Raw genomic sequence first — 13,345 nt, forward strand, 5'->3', positions numbered from 1 at the left:
TCAGTCGAAGTATCGCTGGAGTGATCCGCGTCGACGAATATCCAAGGTGATGCAATGGAAGCCGCCTCCGAGCATTTTGGAGTGCCTCAGCTTGAGCCTGATGACATCAATACCCTGCTTTTCCAACAGCTTGATCAAGGCCGTCTGGTCCTGATCAACCACGACCAGATTAGGGCTGATGCTGAACAGGTTCATGTCGATCCATTTGCTACCAATGCTCTTAGATAAATAGTCGGCGCCAAACCCGTTGCTACTTTCCATCGGTGGGCTATAAATAATCTTCCACTGTTTGAGAACCTCAGGCAGAGTATCCTCATTGATTCGGGCTGGATTGCACAGCATCAAACCGGGGCGCAAAGCGACAAAGGTTGAGTCGATATGGCTGCCATAGTAGACATCTTTGAGAAAGTGAACCCGGTATTCATCACCCAAAATGGTCTGCAACCACTGCCCTCCCATTTCGTTGCCGGTTGCGCTGACGAGGTAGATCAGATCCTTGCCGAGGCGCAGAACATTGGCTGCATCAAAAGCCGGTTCATCGTTACGGGGCGTAGGCTTGCTCATGTCAACGTCGAACAGTGAATCCAGTAGCATGGGCTTGGGCGCGCTGTACCATTTCGCGCCCGACCTCATATAGTCAATCATCATTTGGCGATAGCTGAATGATTCTTGGGCTCGGCTACGAATGACATTGGGTGTTTCGATAATCTGATCGCCGATGACAAGCATGATATCCCGCGGGCAATAGTTGTAGTAGCCCTCAGACTCCCAGTGGATGGTGGAGAATTTTTCGTCATGAGGCCACGTCTCCGGGCGCTTCACCGTGACGCCCAACCCTTCTAGCACAGAGACAAATTTGTTCAGGTCTTCTTCGGTTTCGTCAATAATCCACTGTGGAAAAGGGCCCTGCGGAATATTCCCCAGTGAACGGTCGGGAAATTCGGCCAGCTGGGTGCTCAAGTCGGCCGTGGGGAATTTTGCTCGCAGCGGATTACCGACGATCACCTCTTCCAGTTGATCCCACTCATTGCAACTCCAAACTAGAGACATACTAATACAACCTTTTTTTGAATTTACGTACGAAACAGTCAGGGCAGAAAAGACTCGACACGTGTTCCACCACCGTCTTTGGCTATTTCTTTTTGCACGAGATCCGCAACGGCGAGGTCAAGCACGCCCAAACCGAAAGGAGAGAAAATCATCCTGCGTTCATCGCGCAAGGGTAAAGGGACATTCCCCAGCAGAATATCTCCCAAGGCGCCGTGAACGAAATCTGTATTTCCTGCTCTGTCAGATGCAAGCTGAATCGACGTGGCCGCCCGGTTCACATGGTCGAGGTCGTCAACTATGTTGTGACTTGAAAGAATAGCGCCTGCACTCAGATCTCGCAGCGATACATGCAGCAGAGTCGCACCCGCCTGACAGGCATCGAGATTGTCCACGTAAGGTTCTATAGCCGTAGTGGCAAACGCCACCATGGGACATTCGCCAAGCAAGTCTTCTATATTGGCTGCCACGGTGAAAGTCGCGCCGGGTCTGTACGCGAGCAATGCCTCGCCGAAAACGTCGGCGCGGGCGCGGGACAGGTCAAACGCCATAAAGCGTCTGACGTTGGGCCACGTGACTGCCAGAAACTGTGCAATCGCTGCGTTAATCGGGCCGCACCCTACGAAGCCGATAGTCTCGGGGTCACCCGGAGCAAGCACCAGCGATGCCAGGGCTGCCGATGCGGCGGTACGTTGTTTGCTGATTATGGAGCCTTCCATGACCGCCTTTGGTTGGCCGGTGATCCGGTCATTCAGAATGATGACCGCGGAGGCCCTTTCCATACCACGGGCAACATTGCCGGGCATCGATGCAATCCACTTGACTCCGGCGAGCTGGTATTCGTCACCCAGATACGCTGGAAGACAAATGATCCGATCTTTATCGCTGTCGGGGAAACGCAGAAAACTGGAATGCGGCAGGGAGCTGGCGCCCCGCGCATGTGTCTCATAGGCTTGCTTTACTGCGTCAATAACCTGCGTCTCATGACCCTGAAGAGCAGCTTCAATGTCAGGAGCGCCAATCACTGTTAAATCGCTGCCTGACATCAGTACTCCTTTACTGTTTTTGTCCAATGATGAGCGATGTCACCGAGCTCACTCTGCACCCACTCGTCAGAATAGATCGTATCTAAATAACGTTCACCCCGATCGGGCAGCAGGGCAACAACCGTGGAGCCCTCTGGGATTTCGCTACTTAGCTGCTTCACTGCGGTGACGACACCGCCGGAGGAACCTCCCGCCAGAATGGCCTCTGACAGTGCCAGCTGCCGGCAACCGATAACGCAATCGGTGGCAGTGAGGTGCAGAATCTTATGTACACCCTCCGTTGGCGTGAGTTTCGGGCAGATAGCAGATCCCAGTCCGGGTATCAGGCGATTGTGCTTGTCACTCGAAAAAATCTGACTGCCTAACGCATCGACAGCGATGACCTTGGTGGCATGACCATGATCCGCGAGGTAGTCGAGACATCCTGCAAGAGTGCCGCAAGTGCCGGTCGCGATAAAAAGGTAATCGAGCGCACGGCCATTCAGATCTCGCAGGATTTCCTTGATCGTTGATCGGTAGTGCGCGCCTGAATTCTCACGACTGGCGTATTGGTTAACCCAAAAGCTGTTTCCTTCGTGTTGCAGTATCACCTCGATACGTTTCAGCTTGGCGGGTAATAGTTCTGAGGTCGCCTGATCTGGGTGGCCGATCATCTCTATTTCGGCGCCATAAGCGAGCAGGATATCAACATTCTGAGATGTCACCTTGGGGTCGATGAGGCAGCGAAAGCGCAGGCCATGGTAGGCGCACACCATCGCCAGTCCAACGCCGGTATTGCCAGAGCTGGCTTCTATGATCAAGGTGTTGGCATCGATCTCCCCAGTCTGCAGTGCCCGCTCAATGATGGCGACACTGGGCCGGTCCTTGGAGCTACCGCCTGGATTGAGGCCCTCCAGCTTCGCGAAACAGTGGAAATGTGAGGATGCGAAGTGTTTTTCAAGGAGGACAAGAGGTGTTCCACCAATGGCACCCAGTATCCCGCCTGAGATATTGAAATTTTTGAGCTCGGCGTCTGGAGCTGCTCGAGTCGGATGAAATTCGCTGGCGCCTGCTTGGTCAGACTCGCGAGCTGGATCTATAAGGGGCATCAGCTTTCCATGTTAAGTCATCAATTAGCATACTGGAGTATCATAGATGAGTGTATCACTGGCCAAGACGGACAAGACAATCTGGCACGCACCCCGTTCGTACTACCTATGCTTTCGGCTGCATAGAAGCTCTCTTGGTTTCTATAGACAGCTTAGCCACTCTAACATATCGGAGATAGGCGTATTTTGCGGTAGGCATATCCCTACTTCATAACGACCATATTGCGGATATAGTGGCCGCAGCTAACACCGTTTGGCAATCAGTATGCAGACTATTAACTCCTCTTCTGGGCGGTGACGCTTTAGGACACGCAAACACGTGCTCAATGAAGACGCCCTACCGGGATGGCACCACGCAAGTGGCATTCGAGCCGGTGGATTTCATCGCACGTTTGGCTGCCCTGGAGCCTAAGCCCCGCGTCAACCTCACCCGCTACCACGGCATCCTTGCCCCAAATCACCGCTGGCGCGGGGAAGTCACTCCGGCCAGACGTGGCAAGGCACTTAAGACGGGCGCAAATGCGGAAGTAAGGACACCGGCCGAGTGCCATGCTGCTATGACTTGGGCCCAGCGACTCAAGCGAGTATTCAATATCGACATCGAGGTCTGTGGACGCTGTGGAGGCTCTGTCAGGGTCATCGGTTGTATTGAGGACCAGGACGTTATCGACAGGATTCTGGCTCACCTCGAGAGCAAGGAACAGAACACCCCCACTTTGCCACACCTGGCACCACCAACCAGAGCGTCGCCTGAGACATTACCTCTTTTCGCCGGGACGGAGTTTCATCAGCAGGGACGCCACTGAAAACCCCATGGCACGGACTGCTGCGGGCTCTCGTTCAGGAATGGACGAATAGGAATTGCACGGCCACCTCAGCGAAAAACTTTCTAGGGCAATCGGGAATTATTTCGCGAATTTCTCTAGTTCAGTTAGCAGGATCAGTCAGGAAATTTAATCTCAATAGGCCGTTTATTTGTCCTATACTTCGACAAGACAGTCTGAATTCCAGCCAGGGGGTTAACGCATGAACCACTTCATTCCGAATGATATAGATGAGATCACACCCGAATGGCTCACTCAGGTATTGACCGGCCAGGGTATTATAAATTCAAAAGTACTTGAGGCCAGGCACTCGAAAATTGGCGATGACGTGGGCCTGTTAAGCAAGGTTGTGCGCACCCAGCTAACCTATGAAAACCCGACTGGAAAAGAGCCTGATGCCCTGGTCGTCAAAATTGAGCCCAGTGCAGGCGCTTTTTTAGACAGCGCTAACAAGGCTCATGTTTTCGCCCGAGAAATTCGTTTTTACGAGGAAATTGCCAGCCAGGTCCCCATTCGTGTTCCCAAATATTACTACGGGGATGTCGATGAGCGGGGTGGGGTGCTGATTCTCGAGGACCTGACGCGGCTCAAGCAGCATAGCCAAATAGTGGGGCTTCCCAATGCCAATGTGCTGGCCGCCGTTCGGCAATGCGCGAAGTTGCATGCGCATTTTTGGGGACGGGATTCCTCTGAGGGAGTTGATTGGATACCCCGGGATGATGGCCGGTTGTTTATCAATGTAGAAGCGCAGTGGGAGCAGTTCGAGGCGTTGTATGGCTTGCGAATTGGTGAACAGGCTGTTGAACTTGGCAGGTGGTTGAGTCAAAACATACTTAACCTACAGCGGATTATGGCAGAGCGTATCCATACGGTTTGCCATGCAGACTTTCGCGCCGACAACTTACTGTTTGGTGAGCCGGGAACGGCTGACGAGGTCGTTATCTACGACTGGCAATTGGCGACGCGCGCTATGGGTGCGCTTGATGTGAGCAGGCTGGTGGGTGGCAGTGAGCCTGAACAGGAAAGACGAGTGCATCCACTGGAAGCGCTGAGCTGTTGGCATGAGGAGCTTACGTCAAACGGTGTGCAAAACTATTCGATTGAAAATGCGATGGAGGATTTTCGAATTGCGGCTATTGCCAATCTGGCGGTTCCTGTGCGGCTGTGCCTTCTCGCTGAGCAATCGGACGATCGCCTCGGCCGTCTGGTGGATGTTATGGCGGAGCGCTTGTTTGCTTCTGCTCTGGAGGTAGAAGCCTGGAAGGTGCTGCCATAGTCTATTGCGGGCTTGTTGAAATACTTGTGCTCCGCTAACCACAAAATACATAGGGCCATTTTTTGACCTATGCTCTTACTGTTATCTTATTGGCGCTGATTGCCACTAATTTCGGACTCAGTGCAACTATTTGCGGTGAGCCGGGTCACATATCCCAATCGGAAGAGGCCGCTTACTGACTATGAACGCTCTAAAACCCTTGAAGGTGATCAATCCATCGACCGCGGCACCGCTGGAAGAATTATCTGTAGATGATCTCGAAAGCGCCGTTTCGAAGCTGAATCGCGCGCACAGTCTGTTTGGTGACAAAGGGAGACACCTGCCGCTTCACGAGCGGATAAAGATACTGGAAAAACTGGCGGTATCCATAGAGCAAGATCATGAATCGTACGCCATGCTCATTGCTCAGGAAGGCGGTAAACCGCTGAGAGACGCCCGAATCGAAGTTACGCGCGCAATAGCCGCCCTACCGGGATGGCACCACGCAAGTGGCATTCGAGCCGGTGGATTTCATCGCACGTTTGGCTGCCCTGGTGCCTAAGCCCCGCGTCAACCTCACCCGCTACCACGGCATCCTTGCCCCAAATCACCGCTGGCGCGGGGAAGTCACTCCGGCCAGACGTGGCAAGGCACTTAAGACGGGCGCAAATGCGGAAGTAAGGACACCGGCCGAGTGCCATGCTGCTATGACTTGGGCCCAGCGACTCAAGCGAGTATTCAATATCGACATCGAGGTCTGTGGACGCTGTGGAGGCTCTGTCAGGGTCATCGGTTGTATTGAGGACCAGGACGTTATCGACAGGATTCTGGCTCACCTCGAGAGCAAGGAACAGAACACCCCCACTTTGCCACACCTGGCACCACCAACCAGAGCGTCGCCTGAGACATTACCTCTTTTCGCCGGGACGGAGTTTCATCAGCAGGGACGCCACTGAAAACCCCATGGCACGGACTGCTGCGGGCTCTCGTTCAGGAATGGACGAATATGAATTGCGCGGTCACCTCAGCCAACAACTTTTCAGGGCAGTAGGCGGGTATGTCGCGAATTTCTCTAGTTCAGTCGGCAGCATCAGTAAGGAAAGCTACTCTCAACGGGCCGTTTATTTCTCCTATACTTCAGAGAATCTCATCATCATTAATTAGAGAGTCGCAATTGCCACAGCGGCATCATTTTGATACCTTTTTCTGCGCAATATCTTAACCAGCGGCTTGTGTAGCCGTCGGCAAACGGTAAAGGAGAGGACAGCAGAATGAAATTTTTGCAAAAATTTACACTAGCAGTGGGCGCCTATGCTTTGGCTGCGTGCGGTTCTGGCGATACGAGCTCACCAGCGGCTATTGAGATCAAAGAGGCCGCTCCGCAGAAAGAAGCCGTTCAGGCAACCGTGGTCACCGACGAAAACTATAGTCAGGCAGAGTCGGAAATTATTATAGCTAACTACATAAAGAGGATTGCAGGGGCTACCGGTACGAATGGTTTGGGTCAGTGGCAGCACTCTAGGGAAGGCGCTGACCCAAAGGATCGCACAGTGATGCGTATCAATTTCGACACCGTTTACTCATTCCTGATTCTCGACCTTACGGAGCCCGCAACCCTGACGATGCCGGAAACGGATGGGCGCTATCAAAGTGCCTGGGTAATCACGGATGAGCACTACAACCCAATGGCTTTTGTGGAGCCCGGCACCTATACCTTGACGCAAGAAAACGTCGGGCGTCGCTATGCGGTCGTTGTAGTGCGTACTCAGGTCAATGTGATGGACCCGGGTGATCTTGAGGTAGTGCACGCGCTTCAGGCACAGCTGAAAGTTGAGCAGAAAGACACAGGATCTTTTGCCTCATCGAACAGTTGGGATATGCAAGAGGTACTGGCAATGCGAGCGAGGTATCAGCAGATCGCCCAAGACGAAGGGATAACCTCAGAAGTAATGTTCGGCAAGAAGGGCGAAGTGGCCTTGAAGGAACATAATGCGGGTACCGCAATGGGTTGGGGCGGGCTTACACCTGAGCGAGCTGTGTATCCAGCTATATTTCCCAATAGCACTGCGCCTCAAACGCTTACCCTGAAAGATGTGCCCGCGGGCGCATTCTGGTCGGTTACCGTTTACGATGCTGAAGGGTATCCACAGGGCGAATCTTATAATATTAATAGCGCATTCGCTGTAGCCAATGCGGACGGCTCCTACACAATACACTTTGGTGGCGACACCAATGCGGTCAACTATATGGATATCTTCGAAGGCTGGAATATAGCCCTGAGGATCTATGAGCCCACTGAAGCTTACTTCAGCGGCGAGTGGGAGATGCCAGAACTCGAACTGGCTGATTGAAAAATGCATTTCTTGATTCAGGCCCAGACAAGTGACGGTGACAGCCTGGCTCCAGCCTTTTGTCGACTTTACGATCGCAGATCATTGCTATGTTCGCAGCAAGCGGCGATGCTTTAGGCACTGTTGACACGATTTACGCCGATGTCGGTGGCTGCAAGGAGACCTAACTGACTTTTAACAGGGGTTTGAAGTCCAAGTTTTTCAGTTGAAAGACGCCCGCGCGCCGTATCCACTTCGGTGAAGTTAGCTAGGGTAGCCAGTAAAAGATGCCATATTATTATAGAGCATTCAAACAGCTCGACAGTTTATGAGAACTCGTATGCAATACTATTATTTTTTTAAACGAGTACATGGCAAAAAGCTAAAGCTAGCCATTTATTTGAGCATCTTAACCTTACTAAGCCAATACTCGTATGCTGATCTTGGTGACGGACCTCGTGCTTACTTGCCACCACCAATCGATACAAACGTCTTCATCCTTAATGCTATTCAGGTGTCCGGTAACTCGATGTTGGACTCAGGCGTTGTCCTACCTGATCTAGACTTAGATATAGATTTATTGGTTGCTCAATATACGCGTACGATGGAGATTGCTGATCGATACGTAGCATTTACTGTAGTGCAACCACAGGGGCGATTAAGCTCTAAGATAGCATTCTCTAATGCCCCCAATTTTAAACGCGAGACAAAGTCTAAAGGCCTGGGCGATACGCAGTTATTGATTAGCGCTGGCCTCTACGGCTTACCGCCACTAACACTAGCCACTTATCGTGATTACGACCCCAAACTGGCAGTGGGTGGGTTAGCCAGAATAACTCTACCGACTGGTGAATACGATGAGGATAAGTCGGCAAATCTTGGTACGAATCGATATTCTCTGCAACTTGGCAGCCCCATAACCTTTGGCTTTGGGGAGAACCTGCTCGACCCCCGCTTAACCACGCTAGACTTACTGCCCAGCATCACTATATACAGTGATAATGATGACCCTTTTCGTGCGAATAAAAAAAGTCAAAAGCCATTATTTAAATTTGAAAGTCACGTTACCCATAATTTTAATCCAGCGTTTTGGGCTTCGATTGACAGCGTCTATTCATACGGCGGCGCAACCAAGACCGATGGACAGTCGGACGACAACCGACAGCGTTCGTTCAATATGGGCGCTACATTAGGTTTTCAATTCTCTGCAGAGTTTGGCCTGAAACTCACCTATGGTAAAACGATAGACCACAACGACGATGGGTGGGACGGCGACTTCGCGCGACTAGTGCTAACCTACAATCAGCTATAGATTACACTGGAAACTGCGCGTTTTTTGCCGTAACCACTTCATAGCTGTCGAGTATCCAAGGCCGCAGTCCCCACGCTGGCCCTTGAAGCTATCGAGCGTCGTACGATACTCTCGCTGCACAACGATATGAGACGCGGCGTAACCAAGTGTTAGTCTCGCATCAGCCACCAGCACCCCGTACTCGAGCCGTGTGTTCGAAATGGAATACGGTTTCAAGCCAATGATATGTGAAACACAAAGAGCTAGCGGTGAGAGCACCGTGATTGATGTTGATGAGATGAGTTCGGAGTAGTAGAACGAGGAAAGGATACCTCCTAAGTTCACAGGTATCCCTGCTGTAGCTGGTTCAATAGGCAGCCGAAGTATGCATTTCCCCCTAGAACCGACGTGCTGGAACGCATACCATAAGGTGTCCCTAAAATCGGAGAAAAGCATATGAGAACTGCTTACCTATTACTGCTGCTAACCGTTGTATTAACAAGTGCTTTGACGCAGGCGGAGACTGCTGTCCCGCATACCGTTGAAGATGACACGCCGGCTGAATTCGTTACGGACTGCGAGTCAGCGATGGGATCTTCCCCCGATTTAAAAGAAATCCAGGCAGGCTCACTCAAGGGGTATATGGAGGGCTATCTCAAGCCTGACGCCCTACCCGATTCTCTAAAACTGTTAGCTGCTCCACCGAAAAAAAATTCTGCAGCCTTCGCCCTTGATGTTGCGATCGCCGAAGACAATTTGGCCCTTCAAGGGAGTTCACGTTGGGACTTAGCTACACGCGATGCAGATCTTGATTTCCCCACAGCCTCGGGCATCTATTCATGTGCCTTGGGGGTTCAGATCAACCAGGAAAACACTCCTAAGCTCTACACCCTCCTCAGACGTTCATTAACTGATGCGGGTCTAGCCACCTATCGCGCTAAAAATCACTACCAACGACCCCGGCCTTTCACTCAAAACGGAAAACCGGTTTGCACTCCCGAAATTGAGACCGCTCTGAGAGAAGACGGCTCATACCCTTCTGGGCATACCTCGGTTGGCTGGGCTTGGGCTCTCATTCTCAGCGAGATTGCGCCTGAGAGGCAGAACCAGATATTGGCTCGCGGCATTGCTTACGGCGAAAGCAGAAATGTTTGCAACGTTCACTGGAAAAGTGATGTTCAGGCAGGATTTGTGATGGGTTCAGCCACGGTGGCACGGCTCCACAGCGACCCCATTTTCAGGGCTGATCTTCGTGCTGCTGCGACGGAAGTAACAGCACTACGAACAGGCGACAGTTCACTTAATATGAACTGTGTTCAGGAGCATGAAGCCTTGAGACACTGATTATGTTTTTTGTTTAGGCGACTAACTTAAAAGAGCTGAAGACCACTCCTCCTTGCACCGAATAGAATGCAAGTATAAGACGGATAAAAGGTCTATGGTGGAATGAATCGCCCCCAATTCTCTAGACACTCGCCAGCCGTTCTTGATACTGCGCTTCATACTCTACCGGTGACAGCTGGTTATTGAAACCATGCCGCCTCCGAGTGTTGTAAAACATCTCAATATAATTGAAGACATCACTGCGTGCTGCTTCTCTCGTTGAGTAAATGTGTCGGCGAATTCGTTCGCGTTTAAGTAACTGGAAAAAGCTCTCCGCTACGGCATTGTCATGACAGTTGCCACGTCGAGTCATACTTCCTTCCAAGCCATGTTCCTTTAGGAAAGCCTGCCATTCATGGCTTGTGTACTGGCTACCTTGATCCGAGTGCACCGTGACGACGTTCTGAGGGTTGCGACGCCATACCGCCATTAACAATGCATCCAGTGCCAGTTCTTTCGTTATCCGTGAGTGCATCGACCAACCAATGACGCGACGAGAGAACAAATCAAGCACCACTGCCAGGTAAAGCCAGCCTTTATGGGTACGGATATACGTGATATCGGTGACCCAAGCTTCATCGGGTGTGGCCGTACTGAACTGTCGCTGCAACCGATTTGGAACGACGACATGGGGCGACCCACTTCGGTGACGTGGTCGCCGGTAACCCACCTGTGCTCGCAGCCCGGCGATATGCATTAGGCGGTAGACCCGGTTCTCCCCGCAGTATTCTCCATACTCGCGTAGGTCACTGAATATCTTCCGATACCCATACACACCACCGCTTTTCAGCCAGAATGGCTTGATTAGCCCCGTGAGCCGTTCATTGGCAACCGAGCGCTTAGAACGAGGTTTGTTCAGCCATGCGTAATAACCGCTGGGATGGACATCAAACAGGTCACATAGCGCCCGTACCGGCCATGTCTTACTCTCGGCACGTATAAAGGCATACCTCACTCGCGCTGGTTGGCGAAGTACACCGCGGCTTTTTTTAGCAGGTCGCGCTCCTCTGTTGTCTTCTTGAGCTCCTTCTTCAGCCGGCGTATCTCAGCCTGGTCATCCGTCTTAGCGTTATGCTCGACTGAGTCAGGTCCATACTTCTTGATCCAGGCATAAAGGCTGTGCGTCGTCATTCCTAGCCTGCCAGCGACATCAGCCACGTTGAGCCTCCTGCTGGAAATTCGGTGGAGCTGCAAGGCCAACTGATTCTGAAGGTTCCTGCTAGGCAAGCTGCAAGGCTACCAGCCCTGCCGACACAGCCAAAGTCAATCAACGCCTTCCTCTCACCTGACACAGATAGCTCCCGCTAGTTCCAGACCCCGGGGCCCCTTATATATAAGCGTCGGCGAAGAAATGGGATAGGCCAACGCATATTTGTTGGCGATTTTCAGTGAGGGGAGATGGAGTCTTCTAGGCAACTATAAGGTCCAGCAGGTCCCAGTGGCGCAAATAGTCAGTAGATTGGCGGGAATGGTCACATACGGCATAAGGGTATTCGAGGATACTGTTTCGTATTGCAGTACATACAGCCCTTGTGTTGCAGTAAGTTTTTTAGGGCTAAGGAAATATGATATGAAATTTGTAGTTGCGTTGGCACTGGCAATTCCCACCTACGGAATATCTCTAGGGGTGCTTTTGGTCTACCTGTCGGTGAAAACGGGTAATTTTAAAAAGAATTTCGAAAAGGCAGTGATCTTTTTGTCTGAGGAAGAGGTCGCTCAGAGTACTGTTTTTGAGGGAGTTGGCTATGCTCAGGTCCTGGGGTATGCCTCGGAGCGAGGTGAGATAATTGAGCAGCATGGTCACTATAGGCGTTTTTTCTTGGACCTCGATGGTGGAACCTATGTGGTTTCGCTTAGCCGAGAACTTGGGGGTAGCGGGGCGATTCTTAATTCTCGCCACAGCTAGGGATTGTGCTCACCAAATCCGCCAGCAACCGTTGGAAGATTAACATGCGCCCTTTCAATCGAAGTAAGTGGGGTCAAGAGCTGAGTAAACTGAGTCATGAGCAACTGCGGCGGCTAACGACAACAGCACCATCAAGGAATTTACAAAGGTATAATAACAATGACAAATACAAAGCAATTAACCAGAGAAATACTGCACCAATTTCTCCTGTACAGTTAGCAGGATCAGTCAGGAAATTTAATCTCAATATACTAGGTTAATAACTCGTTTTAGCGTCAATGGCGGATAATTTTTTCTACTAAGTGTATCGTGCAAGATGTGAGTATTTTTTTTACCAAGAGTATCAGTAAGCAATTCTTTTAATTACAACAGGAGCACAGCAAGATGTCTACATCAACTTACCCACTGGGTGGTCCTCAAGGCAATACTGGCGATATTAATAATTGGCCCATGCTAAAAGTAATATACCGTACCGACCCAGAAAAAATCGCAGCCCTATTACCACCGGGTATAGAGCCTACCGATGAGCCAAATGTGACCGTCATAGTATATAACTTCCCCGTGCCTGACGTGCCTGAGTACGGCGTATTGATGACGGTCGATGCCAGCCATAATGGTATCAATGGCGAGTACACCTTGGGTTATGGCATTGATCAAGAGTCAGCCATTTTTATGAGCCAAGAAATGAATGGCCAGCCTAAATTCCCCTGTGACACAACGTTTTATCGGGTGGGCAACAAAGTGGTAGCCCGCTGCAGTCATCAGGGCTACACGTTTTTAGAGTTTTCTGGCGAAGCGATCGAAATTGCTGAACATGAACCTGATTTTGATATGCACGAGTGGTGGATAAAAGTGTCCCGTGCCGCGGGTTCTGATATTACTGCAGGCTTTGATTTTCCGCCTCAAGTTGTTCATGTTCGTAGCGGTTATGGCACCCAACACCGCGAACACGTTAGTGGCCAATTAAAGCTACTAGAGAGTCCATGGGACCCAATCGCTAAAATGCTACCAATGCGTGAACAGTTATCGGCACATCTTTGGTGGCCAACCTTTAAAGATCGTGAAATAAAACTGGCAGGTAAGCTCGACCCCGACAGTTTTATGGCTTATACCGACGTAATTTCTGGGTCGCGCTGGCCTGGCTTTATGGGTGCCCCAAAATCGGAATAGCGGGC

General features: G+C 51.2%; 11 protein-coding genes and 2 pseudogenes. 9 read left to right on the plus strand and 4 right to left on the minus strand.

Features of this window, described 5'->3' with window-relative positions:
- The 3 genes from ABXT62_RS04515 to sbnA are packed head-to-tail and all read right to left on the minus strand — an operon-like array spanning position 1 to position 3,181.
- The gene (locus tag ABXT62_RS04515) at positions 1–1,050 is read right to left on the minus strand and encodes an inosamine-phosphate amidinotransferase 1 (protein WP_415357412.1); all 1,050 of its coding nucleotides are present in this window, start codon (positions 1,048–1,050) and stop codon (positions 1–3) included.
- Positions 1,051–1,088: 38 nt separating this feature from the next.
- The gene (sbnB, locus tag ABXT62_RS04520; RefSeq protein ID WP_415357413.1) at positions 1,089–2,093 is read right to left on the minus strand and encodes a 2,3-diaminopropionate biosynthesis protein SbnB; all 1,005 of its coding nucleotides are present in this window, start codon (positions 2,091–2,093) and stop codon (positions 1,089–1,091) included.
- Positions 2,093–3,181 (minus strand): 2,3-diaminopropionate biosynthesis protein SbnA, encoded by a 1,089-nt coding sequence (gene sbnA / locus ABXT62_RS04525; RefSeq protein WP_415357414.1) that lies wholly within the window; start codon positions 3,179–3,181, stop codon positions 2,093–2,095. The genes sbnB and sbnA overlap by 1 nt, the downstream gene beginning before the upstream one ends.
- Before the next feature lie 326 nt (positions 3,182–3,507).
- Here sbnA and ABXT62_RS04530 point away from each other — a divergent pair.
- The 7 genes and pseudogenes from ABXT62_RS04530 to ABXT62_RS04560 all read left to right on the plus strand — a co-directional run.
- Positions 3,508–3,987, plus strand: a pseudogene (locus ABXT62_RS04530) (transposase); the annotation flags it as partial.
- A gap of 220 nt (positions 3,988–4,207) precedes the next feature.
- On the plus strand, positions 4,208–5,281 hold the full coding sequence (locus ABXT62_RS04535) for a phosphotransferase (protein WP_415357415.1): 1,074 nt from the start codon (positions 4,208–4,210) through the stop codon (positions 5,279–5,281).
- Positions 5,282–5,462: 181 nt separating this feature from the next.
- A complete protein-coding gene (locus tag ABXT62_RS04540; RefSeq protein WP_415357416.1) occupies positions 5,463–5,822 on the plus strand; it encodes an aldehyde dehydrogenase family protein in 360 nt (119 codons plus the stop codon).
- Positions 5,746–6,216: pseudogene (locus ABXT62_RS04545) on the plus strand (transposase); the annotation flags it as partial. The gene ABXT62_RS04540 and the pseudogene ABXT62_RS04545, both read left to right, overlap by 77 nt.
- 315 nt (positions 6,217–6,531) lie before the next feature.
- Complete coding sequence (locus ABXT62_RS04550) at positions 6,532–7,611, plus strand: DUF1254 domain-containing protein (protein ID WP_415357417.1); 1,080 nt, start codon at positions 6,532–6,534, stop codon at positions 7,609–7,611.
- A 319-nt stretch (positions 7,612–7,930) separates the two neighbouring features.
- On the plus strand, positions 7,931–8,902 hold the full coding sequence (locus ABXT62_RS04555) for a transporter (protein WP_415357418.1): 972 nt from the start codon (positions 7,931–7,933) through the stop codon (positions 8,900–8,902).
- A 435-nt stretch (positions 8,903–9,337) separates the two neighbouring features.
- Positions 9,338–10,225: an acid phosphatase gene (locus ABXT62_RS04560; protein ID WP_415357419.1), complete on the plus strand. Its 888-nt coding sequence runs from the start codon at positions 9,338–9,340 to the stop codon at positions 10,223–10,225.
- Positions 10,226–10,346: 121 nt separating this feature from the next.
- On the opposite strand, the gene ABXT62_RS04565 is transcribed toward ABXT62_RS04560, so the two are convergent.
- Positions 10,347–11,464, minus strand: a protein-coding gene (locus ABXT62_RS04565; RefSeq protein ID WP_415358164.1) for an IS3 family transposase whose coding sequence is annotated in 2 segments (ribosomal slippage) — positions 10,347–11,248 and positions 11,248–11,464 — 1,119 coding nt in all. Because the reading frame shifts where the segments join, the coding sequence is not laid out codon by codon here.
- Between the two features lie 370 nt (positions 11,465–11,834).
- On the opposite strand from ABXT62_RS04565, the gene ABXT62_RS04570 reads away from it, so the two are divergent.
- The gene (locus tag ABXT62_RS04570; RefSeq protein ID WP_415357420.1) at positions 11,835–12,170 is read left to right on the plus strand and encodes a hypothetical protein; all 336 of its coding nucleotides are present in this window, start codon (positions 11,835–11,837) and stop codon (positions 12,168–12,170) included.
- 384 nt (positions 12,171–12,554) lie between these two features.
- Positions 12,555–13,340, plus strand: a complete 786-nt coding sequence (locus ABXT62_RS04575) for an acetoacetate decarboxylase family protein (protein ID WP_415357421.1) — start codon at positions 12,555–12,557, stop codon at positions 13,338–13,340.
- Positions 13,341–13,345: the final 5 nt, after the last annotated feature.

The organism is Halioglobus sp. Uisw_031 (genome assembly GCF_047729875.1).
Lineage (GTDB): Bacteria > Pseudomonadota > Gammaproteobacteria > Pseudomonadales > Halieaceae > Marimicrobium.